Origin of the sequence: Rhodococcus sp. P1Y (assembly GCF_003641205.1) — a bacterium.
Lineage (GTDB): Bacteria > Actinomycetota > Actinomycetes > Mycobacteriales > Mycobacteriaceae > Rhodococcoides.
Map to the genome: position 1 here is coordinate 912,678 of NZ_CP032762.1, position 23,763 is coordinate 936,440.

Consider the following 23,763-nt stretch of genomic DNA (forward strand, 5'->3'; position numbering starts at 1 on the left):
CCGTGGGAGTCGTCATCGCTTCGACCGCTACCGAGCCGATCCTCGCCAGTGGCATCGATGCAGCCGCCGTCGCAGTGCGGGAGGCACTGGATGGAGCTGGACTCGACCCTGCGCGGGTACACGCACTCATCAACGTCGGCGTCTACCGCGACTCGAACATCGTCGAACCCGCCGTTTCTGCGCTTGTCTCGAACAAGGCCGGGATCGGTCTCGAGTACTTCACCGGTGCGGTGCCGACATTTTCGTTCGATCTCATGAACGGACCATGCGGATTTCTCAACGCAGTACAGGTGGCCACGTCCCTGCTGTCGACAGGCAGTGTCGCCAACGTGGTCATCTGCTCCGGAGACGTCCACCCGTCGATGACCCCGCAACCCCACGAGGTGTTCCCGATCGCCGGGATAGCCGCAGCGGTGGTGCTCGTCCAGGATGACACCGATGCGGGTTTCGGGGTGCTGCGCACCGATTCCGTGACCGGACCGGTCGAGACCGAGGGCGGGGTCACGATCTCGAAAGCCGGAACCACAGGCCGGGCGTCGATCACCGTCACACGGTCGATCGACGGTGCCGCATCGGTCGCGTTGGCCGCATCCGTCGCCCGGAGTGCGGTCGAGTCCGCGCAACTCGATCCAGCGGGCGTGGCTTTGATCGCGGGGTGTCCGTTCGATGGGTTCGGCGCCGAGGTCGGGGACATGCTCGGTGCAGGTGGCGTCGTCGTGCCGGAACATCAGGGGGATCCGCATACCTCGTCGCTGCAACTGGCCTATCAGCAGGCGATGAAAAATGAACGCCTAGTGGAATATCGAGATCTCGTCTTCGTAGCAGGCGGCGGCCCGACGGCTGCCGCAATCACGTACCGGCAGAAGATCGGGGTTCGGGTATGAAGTGGATGCGCGTGATTCCAGTGCTCGGCTGGGTGTACTTGCTGTGGGGCGCGCAGGCTGTCACGCGCGGGCGACTTCCGGCGTCGCGCACGGTACGCAGCATCCTGGTGGTCGACGCGGCACTCAGTGTCGGAGCGCACGCAGCCCAGATCCCTTCCGCGATACGCGCCGCGACTCAGCTCGGATACTCCGAGCGTCGAATCGCACTGATGACCATGGTATTCGGGGCGACCTGGTATCGGACGCTGACGTGAAAGTGCTTGTCACCGGGGCCGGTGGATTCATCGGATCGAACGTCGTCCGCCATCTTCGTGATCAGGGGCACGACGTGCGAGCGGGAGTGCGAACGGCGGTGAATCCCGGCGAGGTCGCTGCGGAACTGGGTGACCGGCGAGGTCTGGACGCCGCATGCGACGGGGTCCAGACCGTTGTCCACGCCGCCGCGAGGCTCGGCCAGTTCGGGAGTCGCCGTCGATATTGGGAAGACAACGTCGACGGCACCCGACGGTTGCTGTCGGCGGCCGCTTCCTCGGGTGTGCAGCGCTTCGTATTCGTCTCGAGTCCCAGTGCGTTGATGAGCCCTGAAGACGGCGACCGATTCGGTATCGACGAGTCGATGCCGTACCCGAACCGGTTCCTCAACGCCTACTGCGAGACCAAGGCGGAGGCCGAACGGATCGTGTTGGACTCCAATGCAGATGGCTTCACGACGGTGGCTCTGCGGCCCAGGGCGGTGTGGGGGCCGGGCGACCGGCACGGTCCGGTTGCCAAGGTCATCGACCGAATGCGTGCGGGGACGATGCCAGATCTGAACCGCGGCCGTCAGGTGCATGTGAGCATCTGCCACATCGACAACTTCGTATCTGCATGCGGCGCGGCGTTGCACGCCGACGCGCAAAAGATCGGCGGCCGTTCGTATTTCGTCGCCGACGACCGACCGGTCGAGCTAGGCGACGCGCTCGAAAGGCTGGCCGGCGCTCTGGGCCTCACTCCCCCGACTCGGACCGTGCCCGCTGTCATCCTGACGCCGGCACTCACGGCCATCGAAGCGATCTGGTCGATACCTGCAGTAGGCAACCGCGTCGACCCGCCGTTGTCGAAGTACTCGGTTGCGTTGCTGACACGATCGGCTACCTACGACCTCAGTGCCGCGCGCCGAGATCTGAATTGGCAGCCACTCGTCGACTTCGATACCGCGCTGCAGGGGTTGGCGGCACATGAGTGACGCACTGTGGGTGATAATTCCGGCATACAATGAGGAAGCAGGCATTTCCGATACCCTCGGTGCGCTTGCAGCCCAGCAGGATTCCGACTTCACGCTGCTCGTGGTGGACAACGGGTCGACCGACGATACCTGTGCCACGATCGTCGATTTCGCCGAGCGGCATCCAGAGATGCGAATACACGTGCTTTCCGAGCCGGTCAAAGGCACCGGTGCAGCGGCGGATACCGGTATGCGTCACGCAATCGGCGAAGGAGCGGAATTGTTGGCTCGCACGGACGCGGACTGCCTACCGGCGCCGGACTGGACTGCTCAGGTCCGGTGCGGATTCGCGTCGGGACTACGTCTGCTGAGCGGTGAGCTTCGGCCCAGGACCGATGAAGGAGTCGGGCGCGCACAGCTCCTGGTGGTCCGGGCAGCAGTGGAACTGGCGTCGTTCGCGGGCAGGTACCGGTCGGGCAATCAGGATCCGTCCTACCTGGGTCCCTACATGATGACTCCGGGCTGCAACATGGCGATCACCGCCGAGCTGTACATCGAGGCGGGTGGGTTCCCGCGTACTCGTATCGAAGATGTCCACGAGGACCGGGCACTCGTCAACGCCGTCCGTACCATCACCACCGACTACGGACGTCGTCGGACGATGCGCGTGTACGGATCGCAACGCCGAGTGAAGGCGTGGGGGATCGTGAAAACCCTGCAGTGGTATGCCGATCACAGGTATCGCCCCGAGCTCGTGGACATTCGATGACCGGGTTGATGGAGTTGATCAGAGCGCACGCCGACGCCGCGGGTGACGCTCCCGCTGTCGCCTCCTCACCGGGAGAAACCTGGTCCTACCGCGACCTGGTGAGCCGAATCGACTCTGTTGCAGACTATCTCGTGCGTGTCGGACTACGTCCTGGGCAACGAATGCTGTTCTCCATCCGTCCGTCACCGAAGTCGATTGCTGTGGTCCTGGGGACGATTGCCGCCGGTGGATCGATCGTGTTCCTCGATCCAGGCATGGGCGAGAGTCTCTTTCGCAACCGAGTGTCCTCGATCGACCCCGCTTGGATCGCAGCGGAATCGATCCTGTACTCGGCCGCAGCGCCTGGTCCCCTCCGATATCTCACACGCAAACGCGGACTTACGCTGCCTCGATTGAGCGAGATACGCGCACACCACATCCGATCGGGATGTTGGCTGCCGGGTGTGCCGCGCAAAGCCGTCGATGTCCGAAAGCTGTTGCATACCCAGACCGCCGCGCGAATATCGCCGAACCGGGACCCCGACACGGAAGCGCTCGTCGTCTTCACTTCCGGCACCACTGCCGAGCCGAAGGCCGTGGTGCATTCGGAGAGATCACTCGTTGCAGCGTTTCGGGCACTCGTGGAACGCGCCGAACTCGGCCGCGACTCCGTTGTGCACACGGAACAAGCCATGATCGGCCTGCCCGCCCTGCTAGCAGGTGGGACGTGGAGCATTCCCAAGCACGGCCTGCTCTCGGGTGTGGACGAACGTGGGTTCCTGCGAACGATCGGCGACGCGACACATACGTTCGTCGTTCCTGCTCGTCTTCCGAAAGTGTTGAGGCTTATCGAGTCCGGAGCGGCGACGGCACCTCGAGATCTGCGGCATCTCCTGCTCGGTGGGGCACCGGTGAACGCGGGGTTGCTGCGATCGGTTCGGAACGTACTACCGAACGTAGACGTCATGGCCATCTACGGGATGACCGAGATACTCCCCGTTGCCACGGTGTCGGCGGCAGACAAACTTGCCTTCGACGGTCCGGGTGATCTCGTCGGGACGCCCGTCACCGGTGTCGAGGTCCGCATTGGAGACGACGGCGAGCTGCACTTGCGCGGGCCGAACCTGTGTACCGGGTACCTGGGATCGGACTCGATGACCGAGCACGCATCGGGGGATCTCGGCACGGTGGTGAACGGTCGAATTGTTCTGTCCGGCCGCAAGAAGGACATGTTCATCCGCGGTGAGACGAACATCTATCCGGGACTGTACGAGCCGGCCATCAGTTCGCTCCCCGGCGTCGACGGTTGTGCTTTCGTGGCCGTCGCCGACACTGTCGGCGACGAGCGGGTCACGCTCGCTCTCGTCACGGTCGACGCCACCGCGTTTGCCGAGGCGAGCCAGGCGGTGGCGTCGATCGTCGACCATGCGGCAATGCCCGATCGGATTGTGCGTGTCGACGCCATCCCCACATCGGGACGATCGATGAAGCCCGACCGTACGATGCTGGCCCGTCAGCTGGAGAGAGCAGGTTTGCTATGAGTCTCACGTCGATCGTGGCCCCGTTTCGAACCGTCGAGAGTAGACAGGAACTGAAACTTCTGTTCCTCGCGCAACCGATCGTTCCTGTTGTGCTGCTCAGTGTTCGGCTGTTCGGCAAGATTCGCAAAGTCCCTGGACTCGGATGGGTCGTCACCGATCCACTTCTGGCGCGGCAGGTGTTCAACGATGCCAACCACTTCACCATCGTCGGTTTGGGCGGAGCTGGATTCTGGTGGAAGCAGGTTCTCGGCGAATGGGTACTGGAGCTGTTCGACGGCGTCGGCCATCACCGCATACGAACTGCGGTGCGAGATTTGTTCGCCGCTGACTTCACGAACCTTCTGATCGAGCGGGCCGGCGGCGAGAGTTTTAGGTCCTTGGCCGAGGATCTAGCAGCAGGGAAGCAGGTCGACATCGTCGCGTGGTCTCGTGTGACGGTAGGCCGAGTCGTCGCCGATCTCGTCGGCATGGACAGCAACGACATCGCGGACACGTTCCCCGACGCGGACCCGTCGGACATCCCCGGGCTGTTTCGTCTGTTGAGCAAAGAAGGCGAGAACCTCGCCAACTATGCAATGGGAATCGGGTCGCCGGACATGACCGAGGAGGATATGGCGTCGTCGAGGCAGGTGGTGCACAGGATCACCTCGATGGTGCCGCGCGCGTACGCGACCGCCGGAAGCGACACTGTGCTCGGACGCCTGCGTGACAGCGGTGTGAGCGAACAACATGCAGTGGGACTCACGGCGTTGATGGTGGTCGCGGGAACGCAAACCACGATCGCGACGATCGGAAGAATGGTTGCACTGCTGCATGATTCGGGCGAGCAGCACACGCTGCTCGCGGATCCGAGTATTACCCCGGACACGGTACGGGAGTCTCTCCGGGTTACCAGCGCCGCGGCGGCAGTCGGACGGGGTGTCTCGCGGGACGTGGAAGTCGGCGGCAAGATGTTGAAAGAAGGAGACGAGGTCAAGATCTTCGTCTGGTCCATCAACAACGCGATCGGCCCGTTCAAGGCCGATCGCGCGTACGTGCCGGAGTTGAGGCAACTCTGGTTCAGTGGTGGTCGACACCTGTGTATCGGCGCGACGCTGGTGAACGTGGAACTGGCCCGTGTGCTCGGCGCTCTGATCGCCGACGGTCGGCCGTGGAGGATCGTCGAGCGCAAAGCACGGTCCCGCTTGTTGGTTCCCGGCTACGAAAAGTTGGTTATCGAGCTGGTCTGAGATCGACCAGTACTTGAACGTCCACTGCTAGACCGTCCAGAGCTCGCGCGCAGTCGTCTCGTAGGGCTGCCGCGGATTCGACGAGTTCCTCGTGGGTGATGTCGGAACCGTCGGTGTAACCCGAAATTCTGAGAACCCTGTTTTTCTTCAGTTGAAGCACTCGGCCTGTGGCGGAGGAGATTCCGGGTGCAGATTCGAACTGGGCTGCTGCATTGCCTGCAGCGGACACCAGGTCGACGGATGCGTGCTCGTCGCTCTCGCTGACCAAGCGTGCAGGCCCGCGCCGAGGGCGGTGCGCGTAGAGCCAGCGCAGGCCGACGAGCAATGCAAGTACTGCGGCACCGGTCAGTGCCCACGGCCACCAGCTGTTCGACGCCCAGTCGGTGGGTGACCACGTCTCCACCGTGCGTCGTGCGTCGTGCACGGGGTCGGGGAGCTGGTCACGCTGCCACGCTGCGGCAGCCAAGCCGACTGCGATCAGTAGCGCGCCGACCAGAAACGTCGCGAGTCGGTCGAAGACGGACGCCCCAGCTCCGATCGAGGAGATTCGGGCGCGGCCCGGGCGACGACTGATCCACACGCCGTCCGATTCGGTTGGGCGGTGTGTCTTTCGTCGGGGAAGAAGCGTGAGCAGCACCAGGACCAGGCCGACCACAGCCGCAGCGATACCGGCGGGCAACATCCATCCCTGCGCAGTAGTCCCCATCAGGGTGTCGATGGCTGGGGCGATCCAGGTTCCGCCGGTCAAGGCGCCGAACTCGATGAGCGCATCGCGGCCTGCGACCACTGCAAGTGCGCAGAGGGCCAGCGCCAGTAGCACCGCGACTGCCGTCGCTTTCGGTGCTGCCTTCGGGGTCACTCGACTCTCCTGGGGTTCTTCGTGTTTCGTTCGGGCGCAACGTAGTGGATGCGTACGTCGATCGAATCGACGTCGAGACCACTGTTCTGGGAAAGATCCTCGGCCACGGCGACGCGGATGCGGCTGGCGACGTCGGCAATAGGCGTCGGCCATCGGGTGGCGGCCTCGACTGTCGCGCGGACGCGGCCATTCCGAATGTCGGCGTCGACTCGCGGCAGTGAGCGCGCGGTGATACCGCCCACGACCTGTTCGACGCCTGTCACACGGCCGGCGGCGATTTCGGCGATTCGCGTCACGGCTCGCTGGCGTACGTCGAGTGAGCCTCGTTCGCTATCGGTCATGCCGGCGTCCACGGGAGAATGCCGAGACGTCCAGTTCGCCGTCGATGTAACGTCCGACCGCGAAGCCTGCGACCGCAAGGATCACGGCGAACAGAAAGCCGGTGAAACCGCCTGCGGCTGCGGCGATCGCCAGCAGAAGTCCGACGAACAAGCCGATGGTCGAGGTTGTCATGGGTGGTGGTTCTCCTGGCTAGATGTCGAAGTAGCGCTTGGTCCTGGATCGGGTCAGCGCGCGAATCAGTGTCCGGCGGCGGCGCTTCCACGGGCTGGCCCGGAAGCTGACCGGACCAGTCTCGGGCGTAGTGGCGAACCGGCGTTCGACGGCAGCGAGCTCAGCGGCGTAGACATCGGCGTCTCCGCCTACGTCGGGGTGGTGTGCTCGGGCCACCGCCCGCCTGGCCGCTGTGTGTTCGGCAGATCGGGTCATGCCCGAACGATATCCTCCACCGTCACGTGAACGGGTCCGGTGAACAGAGATGCGACGACGGTCCGAACGGCGTCGGCCGTTTCTCGGATCGAGCTTCCCGACGTCACCGCCACGTGTATCTCGACACCGTCGTCACCGATCCGGACTCCGGAAACTCGTTTGCCCGGCAAATAGGTGGCTGCCTCGCCGAACATACCGCCGTGCAGGCTGGCGACCCCAGGGGTCGCCAGCACCGCATCGGCGATGAGTTCGGATAGGTCTGGCTCAGTCACTGAACTCGCGTTCCGGTGACTTCCTGGCTGTCGTCGTCACCCTCGTCGAGGTAGACGTCGTGAACGACGATGTTGACCTCGGTGACCTCGAGGCCCGTCATGCGCTCGACGGCGGTGATGACGTTACGACGGATGCCCGACGCCAAATCGGCGATGGAGACGCCGTACTCGGCGACGATGTCGATGTCGACCGCTGCCTGGCGCTCGCCGACCTCGACGGAGACGCCCTGCGACTGGTTGACGCGGGCACCCGGAATGCGTTCACGGAGAGCGCCGATCGCGCGGGAGGTACCGCCGCCGACGTCGTGCACTCCGTTGACCTCACGGGTTGCGATGCCTGCGATCTTCGATACGACGGTGTCGGCGATCGTGGTGCGGCCGGTGGTGCTGACGAGAGCGGACTCGGTCTTGGGGGTGACCGTAGCCTTGGCGTCTGCAGCGTCCGACTTGTCCAGCGTCTGGGTGCTCATGCTGTGTGCGTCCCTTCCAGTTCGATTGTGTCGGGAGTAGGTCGTACCCAGTTTCGGAAAGCGCACGCCTGTCGACTGTGATCTAGGCCATAGACGCGCGGGCGTGTAGAACAGTGTTGTGACCGACGAGGAGGTGTGGTGACCGACGAGGACCCCCGGACTGATCACGTACTCGTCAGCAACGCGGTCCTCGGTGACACCGATGCGTTCGAGCAGATAGTTGCGCGGTACGGGCCGGAGATGTTCCGCTACGCACGCAACATGTTGTCCGACCACGGTGCCGCGGAGGAAGTGGTGCAGGATGCGTTCGTCGCAGCGTGGAAGGGCCTCGACAACTTCCGAGGCGACTCGAAGCTGCGAACCTGGTTGTTCTCGCTGGTGTCGCACAAAGTTGTCGACCACCGGCGGAAGCGAGCCATCGCGCCTGCCGAGGACTGGGTGTTCGAGCGAAGAAGCACGGACGCTCACCTCGATCCTGAGACGCGGGCTACCGGTGACGACTTCATGCAGGATCTCGCCCGCGCGCTCTCGGAACTGCCTTACCGCCAACGCGCATGCTGGTTGCTGCGGGAAGTGGAAGGGATGACGCATCCGGAAATCGGACAGATCATGACATTGTCGGCAGGCGCAGTTCGCGGACAATTGCAGCGAGCGCGAGTGACTCTGAGCGAAAGGTTGGCGGAATGGCAGTGATGCGACGATGACGCCGGACCCCGACTCGATCCTCGACAGGGCCGCACGCGAACTCCGCGAGCAGCCCGAAGAGCCTCGATGGTTGGACATCAGTAGCAACATCCTGTCCAAGGTCCGGTCGACTACCAGGCGGACCTGGCCGGTGGACGCGCGCTATCCGGTTGCACGTGACGGGCGTGACGCGGACACCCTGCGGGTCAGCGATCACGTGGCGCGCCGGGCGGTTCTGGGTGCGTTGACTGGCGTCCACGGATGCCAACCGATCGACATTTCGCTGTACCTCGACGAGCACGTGTGCACTGGTCTGTCCATCTCGGTCGTCGGTGTGTACGGCAGCGATCTGCAGGTTGTGGGAAACGACCTGGCGGGCATAGCAATCGGAGTTCTCGGCGAAGTGCTGGGGATTTCTCTGACCCGCGACGACGTGGACGTGAGAGTCGACGACATCGAGGTCTGACGGGTGCTCGGCGGCGCCACTTCTAGGGTGACCGAATGACTCATTCGGTCACTTTCTGGGGTGAGCGCGCGGGTTTCAGCCCAGGCACGTGTTGCAACCCGCGCTCCCGCTGAAACGCGCGCTCCCGCTTAAACCCGCGCGGCGTAGCGGATCCAGCGATCGCCCATATGCGGTCTGCGGTGGCCGAGCTCCGGTCGCCCGGTTCGGAGGCGTGACCCGTATACGGCTCGGGGGCAACTTGCCGGCACTTCAGCTGGCAGGATCATGGAATGAAATGGGCACGAATCGCTTGGCTGACGTTGGCTGCCGCTGCTGCTGGCCTCGGCATCTGGGCGGCTGGGTGGCCGATTTATCAGATCAGCAGTTGCGAAATCGGCGCGTACAGCGCCGCCGTACCCACGGTGGAGGCGTGCAACGAGCCGATCCGCGATCATTTCGGTGCGGATCTGTACCTCGTGCTGGCTGTTCCCGTGGTTCTCTGCCTGCTGCCGGCGATCAGACCGCGTCCGGCCGTCGAGTGGGCTGTCGCTTGGGTGTTGTTCTTGTCGTCTGCAGTTGGGTGGTTCACCGTGATCGGTGCTTCGTCACCATCATTGCTTTCCATGTTGGGGAGTCTCCCGATCACTGTGTCGGCGTTCCTGGTGACGATCAGCCATCGATTGGTATCCGCGGGACGAGATCGAAGGTCGAATCCTGTTAGCTAGCAGCCTCTTATCTCGAGGTTGACGACAGGCTTCTCCCTCCCCTCGGTTGTGAACCCTTGTCTCTGGCATACGCCGCGCCTCTGTGGCATGGGCGGCTGACGCTGCAAAGTCTCTGCAACGCTGCCTCCTTCGGATATTTTAGGTGTGGGGTTTTCGTCGTCGGTGGTAGCTGGGAATCGGTGTCCGGTACGGGTCGGTCACTGCCGGCGGTATCGCATACGGGTGACCGTCCTGACCCATCAGCAGCTGCCAACCGTCGTAATGCACCAACCGGTGGCACCGCCCGCAGACGAGCGCGAGGTTGTTCAGATCGGTCGGGCCACCATCACGGGCGTAGACGATGTGGTGGACCTGGCACCAACTGGCGGGCCGTCCACACATCACGCAGCACCGGTCGCGGATCTTCACCGCGATCCGCTGCTCGTCCGTAGCCAGACGTACCTCGGTGCCCATCGCCAACGGCACTCCTGCACAGTCGACGACCACCACACCCAGATCGGCATCGCAGGTGATCAACTCCGCCAAGGACTCACTGACCGGTCCGGCCCACTCGAGATCCAACGGCCACCCATGCTCCCCCGCAGCCCGATTGCTCGGATGTGGGCAGCCCGTCGTAGCCAGATCTTCGAGTCGGACGACGAGATTGACCCGCGCGCTCGAACCACTCCCGGGCCCCGGCCTGCGGTACAGGTGGTAATCGACGATGACTCCGAGCCCGTCGGCCGCGCGTTTGGCAGATGATCTCTGATCGTGTGTGCCGTCGGCTTCGGGCTGCGGTCGGGTGAGCGGGTCCAGCGCTGTGCGCATCTTCCCGATGGTGAAGACATCGAGGTTGCCTTCGATGCGCCACCGCCCATCCGCCAGCTCGAAGATCTTCAGCGTGTTCAACGCCGGGTTCTCCGCCGCCGACACCGGCCGTGGCCCCAGCCCTGACCCTGACCCCGACCCCAGCCCCGACATAGGCCCCGGCCCTGTCCCAAGCCCCGGACCTGACCGTGGGCCTGCCAACGCGGCGGGCACGACTCCGGCCCCTCCCGCAGAATCGGATTCGGATTCATCGTCGGGCACCGGCGTCCCACCTGAGGCGGCCCGTTCACGACGCAGCTGCTCCTCCTCCTGCAGCCGTTGTTCCTCGCGCAGCCGTTCTTCCTCGGCCCGCCGGCGTTGTTCGTCGTCGTGGCGGGCTTGCGCGTCGGCAACTGCTCGGGCGACGAGCGCGCGAGCGCGGTGAGTGACACCGCCTGGCGTGGTGTGCAGTGCCACCTCGAGCAATGTGGCCAGGTGGATGCGCAGAGTGCCCTCGTCCTGAGCTGGATCGGCGACGGCGATGGTGCAGTATGCGTCGTGGAGAGCTCTGGTGTGGCCGGCGTGGATGTCGCTGGCAGAGAGGGCGTCGGCGACGGTGGGGTGCTCTCGCAGCCACGCCCCGAGGTCCACGAGATGCTGAACCGAACCTTCGGTGCAACGAGTGTTCTTCGAGTACCAGTGCGCAACAGAGGAGTACCCGTGGGCTTTGCCGATCCCACGGCGGTCCGCTTCGGTGAGCAGACTGTATCGCTCGGCGGCGCGGCCAGCGTCGGAGACATGAAGCTCCACCAGTCTGCACTCGATCTCCCTGTCGGAGAGCGAATGCGCGCCCTGGTGATCCCCCGATGTCCCCATGCGAAGGAAAGTACAACACCCCACCGACACATTCTTCGAACAGAATTTCGACAGCCTTGTGGCATTCAAACGGGTTGCACGTCAGGATCAGACGTTGTTAGGTTCAGGTCGTGTCCAGTCCCAAGGCGTCCAGACTCTAGCCACCGGCGGTAGCCCGGTGGCCGCTACAGTCGCGCTCGATCTGCCGTGAATGCTCCCGGCTGTCTTCGTGTGCGATTGATGTGTGGACTACCACTGCCGTCTGACGCTCGAGGCGGGCCTTGGCATCGCACATCCTGCACTGTGACGCTGTCAGGTCAGCCGCTCCGCGGTCCTCTCGTTTTCTTCGAATCAACCGAGGCGCGGAGCTTCCTTGACCCTTTTCAGACACATGGAGTTTCACCGTGCCATTTGCAATCTATGTCCTGGGAATAGCTGTATTCACCCAGGGCACATCCGAATTCATGCTCTCCGGCCTCATACCGGAACTGGCTCGGGACATGCACGTATCGGTCCCGGCCGCCGGGCTTCTCACATCGGCCTTCGCCGTGGGAATGATCGTCGGTGCTCCCCTGATGGCAGTTGTCAGTATCCGATGGCAGCGTAGACGTGCCCTCTTGATCTTCCTGATCGCATTCATGGTCGTCCATGTGGTCGGCGCGCTCACAACAAGTTTCACGCTTCTTTTCATCTCTCGAATTGCAGGTGCACTGGCTAACGCCGGCTTCTTGGCCGTCGCTCTCAGTGCTGCCATGTCGATGGTCCCGAGCAATATGAAAGGTCGGGCGACCGCTGTTCTCCTGGGTGGAGTGACCGTTGCTTGCGTTTTGGGCGTTCCGGGTGGTGCGCTCGTGGGAGAACTATGGGGATGGCGCGCGGCCTTCTGGGCGGTAGCGGTGATCTCCGCGCCTGCTGTAGTGGCCATCATGTTCACTGCCCCAGCTGATCCAGACACAACATTCGTTCCGAACACGGCACGCGAATTGGCTTCGCTTCGTCAGCGCCCGCTCCAACTCACCTTGGTACTTGGCGCGCTGATCAACGGTGCAACGTTCTGTTCCTTTACCTACTTGGCGCCGACGCTCACCGATATCACTGGGTTCGATTCACGCTGGGTACCGCTGCTTCTCGGAGTGTTCGGACTCGGATCGTTCATCGGTGTCACGATCGGTGGCCGGCTCGCCGACACATACCCGTTTCAACTGCTGGTTGCGGGAGCGACTGCCCTACTACTCGGCTGGATTGTATTCGCGCTGAGCGCCGCTCATCCGGTAACGGCTCTGACGATGTTGTTCGTGCAAGGAGCGCTTTCGTTCGCAGTCGGGTCGACGCTGATCTCACGAGTGCTGTACGCCGCAGACGCAGCGCCGACGCTGGGTGGGTCTTTCGCGACCGCTGCGTTCAACGTCGGAGCCGCTCTGGGGCCGGGTCTTGGAGGTGTAGCGATCGGAATCGGTTTCGGCTACCGCGCTCCACTATGGACGAGCGCAGCGCTGGTTGCGCTGGCGATCGTGATCGCCGCGGCCGCCACGTCCTCATTCAAGAAACTCGCTTGTGGCCCGGACTCTGCACTCGTGTGAAAGTCACCTTCGACCAGTTCACGCGGGCGACAGTGCTGCTTCTGACAGGTCCCGTGCACCTGCAACCGCACGGTAACGTGCAACGGCCACAGTCGATCCCAGCACTAGGACTACCGACGCGATCACGACGGCGAATACTGTCGAGCTTGTGTTGAAGCTTCTCCACCAGGCAATCCCAACGCCGGTCCCGGTGCTCACCATGGCGCCCACCGGCAGCAATACCGCGAGCCAACGTATCGTCGAGGACACGTTGGGATCGCCGCGAAGCACCACCCACACGGACAGCAACGCGCACAGGTAAGCCAACAGGCCCGCCGATGCGTACATGGGAAGAACGAACGGCCCGAAATCGGCGGTCGGGCGATTGGCGAACGCGGCGAACACTGCGAACAAGACCACCGCCAATCCAGCCGCTACGCCGAGTACCGCAGCAGGGACAACGACAGCAAGCCTGAAGGCGCGGCCGGAAAGATCACGTTCGTCAGCCCACTGCCGAAGCATCTGACCACTGTTCTCGCCCAGGACTGTTGTCACACTGTGCCCGTCCTGGCGGGCACCGTCGAGTTCCGCTGCGAGCTCGTCGAGTAGATCCCTGCGATCTGCACCGCGAACCCCAGCTCGGCGCCACAGGCGATTCGCTGTCCGAAAAATATGCTGTTGCTTGCCATTCTCCGCTTCCGTAACTTCCGTGGTGTTCATGCGACGCCCGTTCTGTTGTCGGTAGATGGTTTCGGAGACTGAAGCAACGAAGTGACACTGCTCGAGACTGCAATCCATTCCGCTGTTCCGTCCTTCAGTGCATCAGCTCCAGTTTCAGTAAGCGAGTAGTACTTTCGAGGTGGACCGGATTGAGATGGGTACCTCTCGGACATCACCAGTCCTGCCTTCTCGAGACGTGCAAGCAATGGATATACCGACCCTCCGGATACGAGCAGATCCCGCTCGGCCAGCCGTTCGGTCAGCTCGTATCCGTATACCGGTCGCTCCCCGAGCAGGGACAGAAGGCAGAGGTCAAGCACTCCTCGGAGCACTAGGCTCCGCCGTTCGATCGCACTCATGCTCAACAAGGTAGCGCGAAGTAGCTTGCTGAGCAAGGTATCGACCGAGGAACTCCTGACATCGCATCTACCGCTGACGGATCCCATCTAGGAAGGAGTCCAATGCCGAGGTCTGTTGCTGGGAATCGAAGCGGTCCGGATGGCACACCGCGTTGAGTACGAGTCCGTCCGTGAACAACCGCAATGCTCGGACATCTACGTCGGTACCGCCGAGAACATCGATCGACCACTCGCACAGTTCGTTCAATGCGCGATCTGCGGAGTCGAGCACGGTTCGGGTCTTCGGATCTTTCAGTGAGATCGTGGCAGCAAGCCACACTTCACATTCGAGTAGACGTTCCTTGTCCAGGGGCAGAGTGTGTCGCCACAATGCATAGACCAACTCGACTGGGACCGCTGGCAAGGCTGCAGATTCGAGTCGTGCCTTCTGCTGTTCTATGACCAGCTCGAGCGAATGGCTCAGCATCTGAGCTCGGTCGACGAAGTAGTGCTGAAGAGTCGACGGCTTCATGCCCGCCTCGGCTGCCACTGCTCGCATCGACACAGCGTCGATACCGTCGCGCGAAAGAACCTGCCACAGTGCATGACTGGCATGACGCCGCCGAGCGTCGTGGTCAACAATCTTCGGCACAGCCGCTCCATCCTCTGTTATGGTTCAACTGTACGATAACAGAGGCCGGAAGGAGTGTCCGATGCTGACGGTGATCATCGTGTGCGAAGTACTTTTCTGGGTCGTACTACTCATCGGGCTCGCGGTGAGGTACAAGCTTGGATGGTCGTCAGCATCGTGGCTTCTGCTCGCCTCTACCCCGGTAATCGACGCGATTCTGCTGGTCGTCACTCTGGCCGATCTGGCGAGAGGAGCGGATTCGAATTTTTCCCATGGACTCTCGGCGTTCTACATCGGCTACTCCTTGATATTCGGGCGGCAGACCATTCGGTGGATGGACAGGTTGGCCGCCTACCGGTTCGGTCGACAGCGTAAGCCTGAGAAAGAGGATGTGGTTGTGCGTCAGAGTGCGACCTACCAGTGGAGGCAGTTCCGAAAGATGGTGCAGGCCTCCGTCATCGTGGTCGCAGTTCTCGTGACTGGGTTGCTGTTGTCCGACCCGGAGGCCCAGTTCTGGCTGTGGTACTGGCTGATTGTTGTTGTCTTCACAGCAGTCACCTGGTTCGCCATAGGCCCCCTTCGTGCAATGGTGCAAAGACGGCACCAGGACGTGCTATCCCGACGTATCTGATTCAGTCGCGTTCAATCCCAAATGCCCGCTCGGAACATCTCCATCATGTGCTCTTCGACTTCGCCACGTAAGACGTCCCTGCGCTTCCATGAACCGAATAACTCGCCAGCAACGTGGATCATGTGGACTCCAGGGACCGCTGGGTCGTCGTAGGCGTCGGGGATGGGCCAGGTGGACAGCCAACCGGCGGCAACCACGGGATGCAAGAAACCATCTACTACCCGTGAGCTCAGGACCCAGGTATAGACGTTGATCGCTGCCTGCCAACGATTCGTCGACGGCTCACCTAGTGGTAGGAGTAGATCCCAGCGGTCCTGTTCGCGTGTTTCCCGGGATACGGTGGTTGCGACTTCGATCATGTGGCGGCCCACGTGGTCAGCGAGTTCGTTTTCCCAGACGGAACGTTCGCGATCGACTGCGCGAGCGAACGCTTCGAGCTCGGCGAGCCCAGACCGTGGGGCCGCTTCGCCGAGCGGGTACGCGCACAGATGCATCAGAAGGTTGTCTCGAAGATCTCGTGTCACCGAGCGCGGCGTCGACATGGTGCGCATACGCTGCGCTTCCGGTACGGTGACCGAACCTTCGAGAATGAAGTACTCGATCTGGTCGTCTCTGATCTTCACCGTCACGAGTATTGCAACCCCTGATGACGACGTTTCGGTCCGCGTCGTCACCGTGGGCGACGACCCGCGTCGCAACGTAGTACGAGCGTTGAGCCGCTCGACCGGAGTTCGAACGGGTGACCCGGGATACGAGTACAAGAGCGAGAGCATCCGAAATTCTCGCGGTGAATCGGTGTGGTTGACCGTCGACGGCGTAGGAGTCGAGTTCGAGATGTGGGGAGGACCGAGTCACTGGTGGGCGGCCGGACATATCGACAGCGCCGGAGTCACGATCGAGAGCCGCAACTACGCGGTCGACCGAGTTCATCTGGTCGAGGTCAGAGACATAGATCCATTCCTGGAGGGTCGACGCAAATATCTGCAGGCCGCTCGCGGTGAGCTCGAGTAGCTGCCCGGGATGAGGGTCGCATACGGTGCAGTGACGGGAGTGGACAGGCTGAATCGAATTGCGGGGGTTCAATGAACGAACAGGCGTCACCGTCGGATGCCGAACTTGCTGCCATCGCACGCGGCATCTTCGACGCTCAGCCCTTCACCCAGTGGATTGGTGCCGAATTGCGCGAGGTCGGACGTGGTCGTGCGGACATTGCTCTTCGGAACCGTCCTGAACTTCGACAGCAGCACGGGTTCGTCCACGGCGGGGTAATCAGCTACCTCGCGGACAACGCTCTCACATTCGCCGGCGGCCTCGCCCTAGGAGGAGACGCGGTCACGGCCGAACACAAGATCAACTTCGTGCGGCCAGCCGTAGGTGACGTCATCCTTGCACGCGCGAGCGTGATCACCGTGACGAAGTCTCAAGCTGTGTGCCAGTGTCTCGTCTATGCGTCAGATCGCAACGGTGAGAAGATCGTCGCTATCGCCCAGGGGACGATCTCGAAAGCCCATAGCCGGTAGCGAGATTGAGCTTGGACCGGCAGCCAGATTCGAATGTGAGCAGCGCGCGCATTCGACTACAAGCTTCCTGTACGGCAGTTCGAACTCACGTGTCGACGGGTCGCGCATTAGGGCTCTCGCAATCCCGGTGACAGTGGGTCTATGTTGAGCTGCGCTGGTGGACCGCTGCACGGGCGACCCTGGCACGGTTTCCGCAGACGTTGCTGCACCAATGTTGACGTGAGTCGAATTGGGTGAAGTACAGGACGCACCGGGGCGCATGACATTTTCGGAGTATCCGCGCTCGCGGACCGGTCAATGTATCCATCGCCGCAATCGAGAGTGCGACAAAGGTATTCGACTCGCTTGACTCACTGGTGGTGCGAAAGGTCAAGGTGTCGACGTCGCCGATTCTTACTACTCCAAGCTGGGTAGCCGACAGTGTGACGCTGGATGTCGCGTTGAAAGCGGCCACATCGGCTTCGGAGAGAGTCCGCGTAACGACTTTCTCGTACAGAGCTTCGATGTGCGTACGAGCGGTCCGCAACCTATCCAGCTGTGTCGCAGTGGGTAGAAACGGGGCCGGCCCGTGGAGGTGCGCGTGAACCGTGCTCATCCAGTGCTCGGCGGACTCCCGGCTATCCAGCAGGTCAATGATGCGTCGCCCGTCGTAGTAGCGGCTGCTCAGGAAGTTGGTGGCCAAGGACTCGAATGGCCTCAGGAGCACCCCGTCCGTGATTTCTCGGGTCCGGGTCATCGGTCGACATTCTTCCTCGGAGGTGGCGTCCTAACTGGATTGCCGTTAGCCTACGCCTGTGATCAACTAATGGTCATGGCATTAGCTGAGGCGGGAGATCGATGAGCACAGATGTTGCCCAAGAACGCTCGAGATACAGGGCACGGGTGCGGGCTCGTGTACGCAGTGCCGCCCCGCCTCGGCCAGGCATCCGGTCGATTGCGGTCGCGACAGCCACCAGCGTCGTCGCGCTGGTAGCTCTCGCGGGCCTCACCATGGTGACTGCGGAACCGTTCCTTATCCCACCGCTTGCGGCCAGTATGGCGTTGGTCGCGGGTGCTCCGACGCTCCCGCTGTCGCAACCGAGAAATGTCATCGGCGGCCAGTTCTTGTCCGCTCTTGTCGGGGTTGCTGTCGGCTTCGCACTGGGGAACGCTTTGTGGGCTGCGGCTCTTGCTGGTGGGCTGGCACTCGGGGTGATGCTTACGACCCGTACAGCGCACTCGCCGGCAGCGGCGACGGCTGTCATCGGTACGACGGGTACTGCAGTCGCGGGGTGGCAGTTCATTCTTTTGGTGACTGCGTCGGCGCTAGTGCTGGTGCTCGTGGGCGTTGTAGGACACCGATTGAACAGGACTGCGTACCCGGCCTACATATGGTGATACCGATATCCGTACACGACGCCCATCTGGAGGGCTACTCGGTGCGTTCGGCGATCGAGGAATCACCAAGGCTGGCGCTGCCTTCCTCGCCGATGGGTTGATGGCCTCGGTCTCCTGTGTTCGCATCTGGTTTCGAATCGCGCGCAAAGTCACTGCGAGACAGAGGTTCCGGACCGTCGATCGTGGGCTCTTCGAGATAGTCGATTCCCGGTTCTTCTGCGGAATCCAGCGGTTCGGGAGGAGTATTTTCGCTCGTTGGCATCGCTGCCATTCCTTTCGTTCAGCTCAGAACGCCGTGACTGCATTTTCCGAGCGACACCGCCGCGCCGTCTGCTGAGTTGAAAGCTGCGATCCAGTCGATGTGCGCGATAGAAATCCGTACTCGACGTGTGTGCAGGTCATGAGTTAACAGGTCGTTCGAGCATGCACACCCCCCAGCGTCTATCCTCGTCGACAAGCAAGATCTGTGTTCGGCTCGGTGTGGGGTCGAAACCGTCGAGGAAAATGGTCAATTCGACGGGGACTCGCGCTGCCCGACCTTCAACGATCGGGTCGTCGACATCGGTCAGTTGTGACCTCCCCGGGGGGACGTCTGCCTGCTCACGCTGTGCCGCGGAGCAAGAGGTTGCATTGAGACCCGCGACATCGCCTGCGTTGTAGGCGTCGAAATACTCGCGGACGACATCGGTGATTCTCGAGGGGTCTGCGGGGTCCGGTGCGGTGTTCTCGTGTGCGCTGTCTGTGCACCCGGACAGCACACCGAGCAAACCCACGATCGCCGCAGCCAGCAGTACCTTCCTCTTCGTCATTTGCCGAGCATATAACCGCCGTTCCGAATACTGCTCATTTCAACCTGAGGAGCCCAGCGGTTGTGGGTCCGAATCCACATGCGACCGAATAGAAGTCGGCCAGGTGTGCCTCGTAGTCGACGTGTAGCCACTCGACGTCTGTGGTCTGTAGATCCGACACTATGCGAGATACGAGTGAGGTCCCGACTCCTTGATGCTGAAACCGTGGCGCGACGGCGGTATCGAGAAGAAACGCATGTGCTCCCCCATCCCATACGGCGTGTACGAACCCACAGAGCTGCCCGTCGCTGAAGGCGCCGACCCAAGACTTGCTGTGTCGCTCCAGTCGAGACCGCCACGGGGCACATTCGTAGCGCCCACCGAACGCGTCGTGATGCAGCCGAGACAGCTCCGTGTCCACGACCGGAAAGCGGATCTGGAAGTCGATTGTCATGAGCAGGATTCTGTACCATCCTTTCAATGAATTCTGCTCATAGGCAACCGAGTTACGGTGTGCGTTTCGATTGGGGCCTGTCAGGCGCGCGCGCAGTTTCCGCGGGCTGTGACGTGGCGGTCGTGGTGGATGTTCTTTCCTTCACCACGACACTGAGTGTGGCGTTGGATGAAGGAATTGTGGTGTTGCCTTTCAGGGTCAGGGGTGAGGAAGCGGCCGCATACGCGGCTGAGCACGACGCTGTTCTTGCTGTGGGTCGGTCGGTGGCGCAGGGTGATCAGATCAGTTTGTCGTCGTCCACCATTCGCGATCGTGAGCACCAGCCGGAACGGCTTGTTCTCCCGTCGCCGAACGGGTCGACGATCAGCTACGAGGTTGCGGCATCGTCTACCGTCGTCGTTGGCGCCAGTCTGCGAAACGCTGACGCGGTGGGCGCGTGGATCTGTGCGGAGTATCCCGCGGGCGCCGTCGTCGCTGTGATCGCCGCCGGCGAACAATGGCCAGACGGTTCGCTGCGGCCGGCATTCGAGGATATTTGGGGCGCTGGCGCTGTCCTTACGGCAATGGCTGCTCACGGCTGGCAGGCAACGCAGTATTCGCCGGAATCCGAAGCCGCCGGATCGGCATGGACCAGCGCCGAACCGCGCATCACGGCACGACTCGAGGAGTCCGCAAGCGGCCGGGAGCTGATCGACGCTGGATATCCCTGCGACGTCGCCATTGCTGGGGAGGTGAACAGCACTCGCATCGTGCCTGTTCTTCGCAACGATCGGTTCGTCCCAGCCACGACCGTGCACAGCTAGGCCCACGGCTGCGCCCGGCGTCAACGCATCAGTTGGCCCACCAGGGACCGGGCGTACGACGGTTCGGTACACCAGCACGTGGCAATCTCCCACGCCAATCCGGCGCGACGTTCGAGGTCGTTCGTCGGTAGATCGAAAAGCGGCGCGTCAACCCGGGCTTCGTCCCAATCGATCAGCACGCATCGCCCTTCGGCGTCGATGAGCGCGTTCCGCGGGCCGCAGTCTCCATGGACGACAGACGAGGGGTGCGTGTCCATTGCTGATCGCCATGCATCGCGCAGCGCCTCGACGAGGTCGGTGGGCATTCTGGTCAGATCGACGTCACCACCGGAGTTGCTGGTCAATAGAGTCGATGCCGACACCGATCTCGGACGCTGTGGCCACCCGACGGTTTCGGCGTGAACCGCTCTCAATGTGCCGAGGAGACGCGGATCATCCGCATCGGGCTCTCGGCCCTCGACATACGGGTACACGTGCCACCCACTGACATCGAGCACACCGTCCGTCGTTGGCACCAAGCGCGGCACGCGTATTCCCGCTACGGTCAAGCGTTCCAACAAGTTCCATTCCCAGGTGCGAGAATCGTCCGACCTCGAAGAGTACCTGAGAACAATTGCGCGATCACGCAAGAATCCCGACCACACTTCGGTTCGCGCTCCCCCACTCATCCGGTCGGACACCTTGAGGCCAGGCCAACTCGAGCTGAGTAGTTCCTCCAGTTGTGCTGAATCCGAACTTCGTTCGCGCATGTGTCCATGGTGCATCACAGCCAGAGCAGACACCGCACGACGACAACTACGGCCTGCCGGGCATGCCACTGTCGACGTCGATGCCGTCGTCAACCAGCGACTCGAGGGTCGCACGGTGAGCCTCGACGCTTGTCCCGGCACACCCATCCGATCTGACCGTTACGTCGTAGCCGAGTCGTTTGGCGCCTCTGGCCGCAAGATCGACACCGAAATCGGTTACCAGGCCGATCACGACGATGTGTGTGATTCCGTTGAGTCGTAACTGCAGATCGAGGTCAGGGTTCGTCCAGATGTCTCGATCGTGCTTCGTTGCCACCAAGTCGCCAGGCTGAGGCGACAACGACGGGTGAAATCGAGCTCCTTCCGTGCTGGGATCGGAACGCATCGCATCGCGTGCGTCGAGGCTGAGATAGCGGGTACACACCACAAGCGCACCTCGGCTGCGGAACTCGTCGCGGATGAAGACTGCTCGCTCGATCACGTCAGGATCGTGGCCGAGTTCGATCACCCACGGCTGGAAGTCGATTTCGAGCAGTGCCGTTTTCGGGGACAGGTCGATCGGCACGTCAATACCTATTTCACGCTTCATCTCACGGATCCTTGTACGCAGGTGGTGTTCCGGCGGTGAGACGTTTGTCCGCCGCAATCGAGTCCGCGCTCGATGAGGTCCCGGTAGTGGGCAATTTTCGCCTCCAATGCGTCGCTGGCCTCTGCGAGCAGGGTTTGGCGTTCAGCAATTCGTGCGCGATGGGAGGAGAGAAGCTCGATACGGTCCTGATGGGTCGATGATCCACCCTCGACGAGCGTGACGAATGTGCGCATGTCGGCTGTGGGCATTCCTGTGGCCCGAAGTCGTGCCAACAACTGCACAAATGCGATCATGCGCGGAGTGAATATCCTGCGGCGGTCCGTTGCGCGTGGAACGTTCGGAATCAAGCCTTCGCGTTCGTACCAACGCAACGTGTCCTGACTGAGCCCGGAACAAGATGACATCTCGGCAATCCCGATTCCTGACGCTTCTGACCCGATAGTCCTCGCCGACAGCGATGGTGCACTCATGAAAAGGACGCTACGTCCTGGAGCGCACTCCAGGGCAAGTCGAGAGGACTGCGACCTTTCGATGCGCTACCCTGAGTTCACTCCAACACCAGCCCTGCAGATTCATGCCGCAAACGCAGGGCAAGCCCGGAACGAGGCCACGGAGGGGCGGTAGTGATTACCCCTACCCTTCTCGAGGAGTGACTCATATGACCATAGGTCTTGGCCTACCTTTGAACGATCCCGCCGGCTTGCTCGACTGGGCGCGGCAAGCTGATCATCGCCCTTTCAGCTCACTGGGACTCGCCGACAGGCTCGTCTACGACAACCCTGAACCGATGGTGGCGCTTGCGGCAATTGCAGGCGCCACGTCTCGCATCCGTCTTCAGACCGAAGTCTTGCTTGCCCCGTTGCGCGAAACCGCTCTTCTTGCCAAGCAAGCGGCAACTTTGGATCGAATGTCAAACGGACGGTTCACACTTGGCCTGGGAGTCGGCGGGCGATCCGACGACCACGAAGCGTCCGGTACAGACTTGCGCACGCGAGGCAGACGACTCGACGCACAGATGTCGACGTTGCGTTCCATTTGGACCGGTGATTCCTACTCGCCCACCGCCGGCCCCATCGGACCGTCTCCACATCGAACTGGCGGCCCCGAGGTGTTGTTCGGCGGGTTCTCTCCTGCCGCCATCGCTCGGGTCGGACGATGTGGCGACGGCTTCCTTGGCGCCGGGTTGAATCCCAACTCAATGAACGAGCGTTTCCGCGCTGTCGAAGCAGCGTGGAGTGCCGAGGGCAGAACGGGAAAGCCACGTCTGATAGCTCAGTGCAACGTCGCGCTGGGTGCGGAGGGCGTGGTGTCCGATGCGAAACGAGCCTTGAGCAATTATTACGCGTTCACCGGACGTGCCGAGTACATGGTCGATTCTGTGTTTTCGAGCCGGGCTGCAATTCGTGACGCAATCAGCGCCTACCGCGATATCGGCGCAGACGAAGTGATGCTGTACTGCTGGTCCGGTGATGTCGGCCAAGTGAACAGGCTCGCCGATCTCGTCAGCTGAACTCTGGTTACAGTCGCTGTGACTGCTGCTGTTCGAACGAACTAGCTACGCGTAGTTCGTTCGAACAGCAGCGCGGCGGCCGTGTCGGTGCGTTGAGAGTCCTCGGTTGCGAATCTGTCCAATAACAATCCTCTGAATCCTGCGCCGAGAATTGTTGCGTTCGAGCAACTCTCGTCAGCGCCGAATCCGCATCTGACGAACGTGGCCGTCAGAGCCTCAGTCAGCGCAGCGACGGCCGAATTCGCGTAGTCGGCGAGGACGCCACCTTTGATCGCGGCAATCCCGACGACTTGCATGAGGATTCGGGTGCTGACCTCGTCGTCGCCGACGGTCATGTCTCGCCATAGTTTGTGCAGTCGGGTTTCGAATGCTGCCAAGTCTTCTATGCCGTCGAACATCTCGGCGAAGGCTGGGCGCTGACTTGCAAGTGCCTGCACGATCAGGTTCTCGCGAGACTCGAAATAGTAGATCAGCATTCGCGAACTCGTTCCCAAAGCAGCTGCGAGTGGCCGCAGCGTCAGGTCGTCCAGGCCGTGTAGGCCGATGTAGGCGCAGACCTGGTTGAGGAGTTCGACTCTCTTGTCGTGATCGAGTGGGCGTGCCATGCGCTTGACTGTACCGGTC

The 23,763-nt window shown here is 62.2% G+C and carries 35 protein-coding genes; 16 read left to right on the top strand and 19 right to left on the bottom strand.

Annotated features, from left to right (window positions below; all coding sequences use genetic code 11):
• Positions 1 to 2 precede the first annotated feature (2 nt).
• The 6 genes from D8W71_RS04250 to D8W71_RS04270 are packed head-to-tail and all read left to right on the top strand — an operon-like array spanning position 3 to position 5,606.
• Entirely contained in the window at positions 3 to 884 is an 882-nt protein-coding gene (locus tag D8W71_RS04250) for a hypothetical protein (protein WP_121111266.1), read from the top strand.
• The gene (locus D8W71_RS27445; protein WP_236077708.1) at positions 881 to 1,138 is read left to right on the top strand and encodes a hypothetical protein; all 258 of its coding nucleotides are present in this window, start codon (positions 881 to 883) and stop codon (positions 1,136 to 1,138) included. Before D8W71_RS04250 ends, D8W71_RS27445 begins: the two co-directional genes overlap by 4 nt.
• Positions 1,135 to 2,109 carry an NAD-dependent epimerase/dehydratase family protein gene (locus tag D8W71_RS04255; protein WP_161965398.1) on the top strand — a complete coding sequence of 325 codons (975 nt, stop codon included), beginning with the start codon at positions 1,135 to 1,137 and terminating at the stop codon, positions 2,107 to 2,109. Before D8W71_RS27445 ends, D8W71_RS04255 begins: the two co-directional genes overlap by 4 nt.
• Positions 2,102 to 2,857, top strand: a complete 756-nt coding sequence (locus D8W71_RS04260) for a glycosyltransferase family A protein (protein ID WP_121111270.1) — start codon at positions 2,102 to 2,104, stop codon at positions 2,855 to 2,857. The genes D8W71_RS04255 and D8W71_RS04260 overlap by 8 nt, the downstream gene beginning before the upstream one ends.
• Complete coding sequence (locus D8W71_RS04265) at positions 2,854 to 4,377, top strand: class I adenylate-forming enzyme family protein (RefSeq protein WP_121111272.1); 1,524 nt, start codon at positions 2,854 to 2,856, stop codon at positions 4,375 to 4,377. The genes D8W71_RS04260 and D8W71_RS04265 overlap by 4 nt, the downstream gene beginning before the upstream one ends.
• The gene (locus tag D8W71_RS04270) at positions 4,374 to 5,606 is read left to right on the top strand and encodes a cytochrome P450 (RefSeq protein WP_236077709.1); all 1,233 of its coding nucleotides are present in this window, start codon (positions 4,374 to 4,376) and stop codon (positions 5,604 to 5,606) included. Before D8W71_RS04265 ends, D8W71_RS04270 begins: the two co-directional genes overlap by 4 nt.
• Here D8W71_RS04270 and D8W71_RS04275 read toward each other — a convergent pair.
• The 6 genes from D8W71_RS04275 to D8W71_RS04300 are packed head-to-tail and all read right to left on the bottom strand — an operon-like array spanning position 5,590 to position 7,975.
• A complete protein-coding gene (locus tag D8W71_RS04275) occupies positions 5,590 to 6,465 on the bottom strand; it encodes a hypothetical protein (RefSeq protein WP_121111274.1) in 876 nt (291 codons plus the stop codon). The two genes, D8W71_RS04270 and D8W71_RS04275, sit on opposite strands and share 17 nt — an antisense overlap.
• A complete protein-coding gene (locus D8W71_RS04280; protein ID WP_236077710.1) occupies positions 6,462 to 6,806 on the bottom strand; it encodes an Asp23/Gls24 family envelope stress response protein in 345 nt (114 codons plus the stop codon). The genes D8W71_RS04275 and D8W71_RS04280 overlap by 4 nt, the downstream gene beginning before the upstream one ends.
• On the bottom strand, positions 6,796 to 6,978 hold the full coding sequence (locus tag D8W71_RS04285) for a DUF2273 domain-containing protein (RefSeq protein WP_121111278.1): 183 nt from the start codon (positions 6,976 to 6,978) through the stop codon (positions 6,796 to 6,798). Before D8W71_RS04285 ends, D8W71_RS04280 begins: the two co-directional genes overlap by 11 nt.
• Positions 6,979 to 6,996: 18 nt before the next feature.
• The gene (locus D8W71_RS27535) at positions 6,997 to 7,233 is read right to left on the bottom strand and encodes a hypothetical protein (RefSeq protein ID WP_121111280.1); all 237 of its coding nucleotides are present in this window, start codon (positions 7,231 to 7,233) and stop codon (positions 6,997 to 6,999) included.
• Complete coding sequence (locus D8W71_RS04295; protein ID WP_121111282.1) at positions 7,230 to 7,505, bottom strand: Asp23/Gls24 family envelope stress response protein; 276 nt, start codon at positions 7,503 to 7,505, stop codon at positions 7,230 to 7,232. The genes D8W71_RS27535 and D8W71_RS04295 overlap by 4 nt, the downstream gene beginning before the upstream one ends.
• Entirely contained in the window at positions 7,502 to 7,975 is a 474-nt protein-coding gene (locus tag D8W71_RS04300; RefSeq protein ID WP_121111284.1) for an Asp23/Gls24 family envelope stress response protein, read from the bottom strand. The genes D8W71_RS04295 and D8W71_RS04300 overlap by 4 nt, the downstream gene beginning before the upstream one ends.
• A 138-nt stretch (positions 7,976 to 8,113) precedes the next feature.
• Here D8W71_RS04300 and D8W71_RS04305 point away from each other — a divergent pair, with 138 nt between their 5' ends.
• From D8W71_RS04305 to D8W71_RS04315, 3 genes are all read left to right on the top strand, one after another.
• A complete protein-coding gene (locus D8W71_RS04305) occupies positions 8,114 to 8,668 on the top strand; it encodes an RNA polymerase sigma factor (RefSeq protein WP_236077711.1) in 555 nt (184 codons plus the stop codon).
• A gap of 7 nt (positions 8,669 to 8,675) precedes the next feature.
• The gene (locus D8W71_RS04310) at positions 8,676 to 9,125 is read left to right on the top strand and encodes a hypothetical protein (RefSeq protein WP_121111287.1); all 450 of its coding nucleotides are present in this window, start codon (positions 8,676 to 8,678) and stop codon (positions 9,123 to 9,125) included.
• A gap of 269 nt (positions 9,126 to 9,394) precedes the next feature.
• On the top strand, positions 9,395 to 9,829 hold the full coding sequence (locus D8W71_RS04315; protein WP_121111289.1) for a hypothetical protein: 435 nt from the start codon (positions 9,395 to 9,397) through the stop codon (positions 9,827 to 9,829).
• A gap of 138 nt (positions 9,830 to 9,967) precedes the next feature.
• Here the strand turns inward: D8W71_RS04315 and D8W71_RS04320 are convergent, their stop codons facing one another.
• A complete protein-coding gene (locus D8W71_RS04320) occupies positions 9,968 to 11,491 on the bottom strand; it encodes an HNH endonuclease signature motif containing protein (protein WP_121111291.1) in 1,524 nt (507 codons plus the stop codon).
• A 383-nt stretch (positions 11,492 to 11,874) separates the two neighbouring features.
• On the opposite strand from D8W71_RS04320, the gene D8W71_RS04325 reads away from it, so the two are divergent.
• The gene (locus tag D8W71_RS04325; protein ID WP_121111293.1) at positions 11,875 to 13,050 is read left to right on the top strand and encodes a Cmx/CmrA family chloramphenicol efflux MFS transporter; all 1,176 of its coding nucleotides are present in this window, start codon (positions 11,875 to 11,877) and stop codon (positions 13,048 to 13,050) included.
• An 18-nt stretch (positions 13,051 to 13,068) separates the two neighbouring features.
• On the opposite strand, the gene D8W71_RS04330 is transcribed toward D8W71_RS04325, so the two are convergent.
• The 3 genes from D8W71_RS04330 to D8W71_RS04340 are packed head-to-tail and all read right to left on the bottom strand — an operon-like array spanning position 13,069 to position 14,739.
• Positions 13,069 to 13,749: a hypothetical protein gene (locus D8W71_RS04330; protein ID WP_121111295.1), complete on the bottom strand. Its 681-nt coding sequence runs from the start codon at positions 13,747 to 13,749 to the stop codon at positions 13,069 to 13,071.
• On the bottom strand, positions 13,746 to 14,195 hold the full coding sequence (locus D8W71_RS28355) for a PadR family transcriptional regulator (RefSeq protein ID WP_442972015.1): 450 nt from the start codon (positions 14,193 to 14,195) through the stop codon (positions 13,746 to 13,748). The genes D8W71_RS04330 and D8W71_RS28355 overlap by 4 nt, the downstream gene beginning before the upstream one ends.
• The gene (locus D8W71_RS04340; RefSeq protein ID WP_121111297.1) at positions 14,176 to 14,739 is read right to left on the bottom strand and encodes a TetR/AcrR family transcriptional regulator; all 564 of its coding nucleotides are present in this window, start codon (positions 14,737 to 14,739) and stop codon (positions 14,176 to 14,178) included. Before D8W71_RS04340 ends, D8W71_RS28355 begins: the two co-directional genes overlap by 20 nt.
• 61 nt (positions 14,740 to 14,800) lie before the next feature.
• Here D8W71_RS04340 and D8W71_RS04345 point away from each other — a divergent pair, with 61 nt between their 5' ends.
• The gene (locus D8W71_RS04345; protein WP_121111299.1) at positions 14,801 to 15,349 is read left to right on the top strand and encodes a hypothetical protein; all 549 of its coding nucleotides are present in this window, start codon (positions 14,801 to 14,803) and stop codon (positions 15,347 to 15,349) included.
• An 11-nt stretch (positions 15,350 to 15,360) separates the two neighbouring features.
• Here the strand turns inward: D8W71_RS04345 and D8W71_RS04350 are convergent, their stop codons facing one another.
• Positions 15,361 to 15,972, bottom strand: coding sequence for a hypothetical protein (locus tag D8W71_RS04350; RefSeq protein ID WP_153275307.1), 612 nt, complete (start codon positions 15,970 to 15,972; stop codon positions 15,361 to 15,363).
• On the opposite strand from D8W71_RS04350, the gene D8W71_RS04355 reads away from it, so the two are divergent.
• Both D8W71_RS04355 and D8W71_RS04360 read left to right on the top strand, forming a co-directional pair.
• A complete protein-coding gene (locus D8W71_RS04355; protein ID WP_153275308.1) occupies positions 15,938 to 16,360 on the top strand; it encodes a hypothetical protein in 423 nt (140 codons plus the stop codon). The two genes, D8W71_RS04350 and D8W71_RS04355, sit on opposite strands and share 35 nt — an antisense overlap.
• 71 nt (positions 16,361 to 16,431) lie before the next feature.
• Positions 16,432 to 16,869, top strand: coding sequence for a PaaI family thioesterase (locus D8W71_RS04360; protein ID WP_121111304.1), 438 nt, complete (start codon positions 16,432 to 16,434; stop codon positions 16,867 to 16,869).
• A 139-nt stretch (positions 16,870 to 17,008) separates the two neighbouring features.
• Here D8W71_RS04360 and D8W71_RS28360 read toward each other — a convergent pair whose 3' ends face one another.
• Positions 17,009 to 17,605 (bottom strand): CGNR zinc finger domain-containing protein, encoded by a 597-nt coding sequence (locus tag D8W71_RS28360; protein WP_121111306.1) that lies wholly within the window; start codon positions 17,603 to 17,605, stop codon positions 17,009 to 17,011.
• Positions 17,606 to 17,706: 101 nt separating this feature from the next.
• Between D8W71_RS28360 and D8W71_RS04370 the strand changes: the two genes are divergently transcribed.
• A complete protein-coding gene (locus D8W71_RS04370) occupies positions 17,707 to 18,246 on the top strand; it encodes an HPP family protein (protein WP_121111308.1) in 540 nt (179 codons plus the stop codon).
• 34 nt (positions 18,247 to 18,280) lie between these two features.
• Here D8W71_RS04370 and D8W71_RS04375 read toward each other — a convergent pair whose 3' ends face one another.
• The 3 genes from D8W71_RS04375 to D8W71_RS04385 all read right to left on the bottom strand — a co-directional run bounded on the left by D8W71_RS04375 (position 18,281) and on the right by D8W71_RS04385 (position 19,488).
• Complete coding sequence (locus D8W71_RS04375; RefSeq protein ID WP_153275309.1) at positions 18,281 to 18,508, bottom strand: hypothetical protein; 228 nt, start codon at positions 18,506 to 18,508, stop codon at positions 18,281 to 18,283.
• A 136-nt stretch (positions 18,509 to 18,644) separates the two neighbouring features.
• Positions 18,645 to 19,055, bottom strand: coding sequence for a hypothetical protein (locus tag D8W71_RS04380; RefSeq protein ID WP_121111312.1), 411 nt, complete (start codon positions 19,053 to 19,055; stop codon positions 18,645 to 18,647).
• A 34-nt stretch (positions 19,056 to 19,089) separates the two neighbouring features.
• Positions 19,090 to 19,488, bottom strand: a complete 399-nt coding sequence (locus D8W71_RS04385) for a GNAT family N-acetyltransferase (RefSeq protein WP_121118568.1) — start codon at positions 19,486 to 19,488, stop codon at positions 19,090 to 19,092.
• A gap of 26 nt (positions 19,489 to 19,514) precedes the next feature.
• Here D8W71_RS04385 and D8W71_RS04390 point away from each other — a divergent pair, with 26 nt between their 5' ends.
• Positions 19,515 to 20,291 carry a 2-phosphosulfolactate phosphatase gene (locus D8W71_RS04390; protein ID WP_121111314.1) on the top strand — a complete coding sequence of 259 codons (777 nt, stop codon included), beginning with the start codon at positions 19,515 to 19,517 and terminating at the stop codon, positions 20,289 to 20,291.
• Between the two features lie 20 nt (positions 20,292 to 20,311).
• Here D8W71_RS04390 and D8W71_RS04395 read toward each other — a convergent pair whose 3' ends face one another.
• From D8W71_RS04395 to D8W71_RS04405, 3 genes are read right to left on the bottom strand one after another with little or no spacing between them, the layout of a single operon-like run.
• Complete coding sequence (locus D8W71_RS04395) at positions 20,312 to 21,040, bottom strand: phosphotransferase enzyme family protein (protein WP_161965399.1); 729 nt, start codon at positions 21,038 to 21,040, stop codon at positions 20,312 to 20,314.
• A 46-nt stretch (positions 21,041 to 21,086) separates the two neighbouring features.
• A complete protein-coding gene (locus D8W71_RS04400) occupies positions 21,087 to 21,629 on the bottom strand; it encodes a cysteine hydrolase family protein (protein ID WP_121111317.1) in 543 nt (180 codons plus the stop codon).
• The gene (locus D8W71_RS04405; RefSeq protein WP_121111319.1) at positions 21,626 to 22,099 is read right to left on the bottom strand and encodes a MerR family transcriptional regulator; all 474 of its coding nucleotides are present in this window, start codon (positions 22,097 to 22,099) and stop codon (positions 21,626 to 21,628) included. The genes D8W71_RS04400 and D8W71_RS04405 overlap by 4 nt, the downstream gene beginning before the upstream one ends.
• A 188-nt stretch (positions 22,100 to 22,287) precedes the next feature.
• Between D8W71_RS04405 and D8W71_RS04410 the strand changes: the two genes are divergently transcribed.
• The gene (locus D8W71_RS04410; RefSeq protein ID WP_121111321.1) at positions 22,288 to 23,139 is read left to right on the top strand and encodes an LLM class flavin-dependent oxidoreductase; all 852 of its coding nucleotides are present in this window, start codon (positions 22,288 to 22,290) and stop codon (positions 23,137 to 23,139) included.
• 41 nt (positions 23,140 to 23,180) lie between these two features.
• On the opposite strand, the gene D8W71_RS04415 is transcribed toward D8W71_RS04410, so the two are convergent.
• The gene (locus D8W71_RS04415; RefSeq protein WP_121111323.1) at positions 23,181 to 23,744 is read right to left on the bottom strand and encodes a TetR family transcriptional regulator; all 564 of its coding nucleotides are present in this window, start codon (positions 23,742 to 23,744) and stop codon (positions 23,181 to 23,183) included.
• Positions 23,745 to 23,763: the final 19 nt, after the last annotated feature.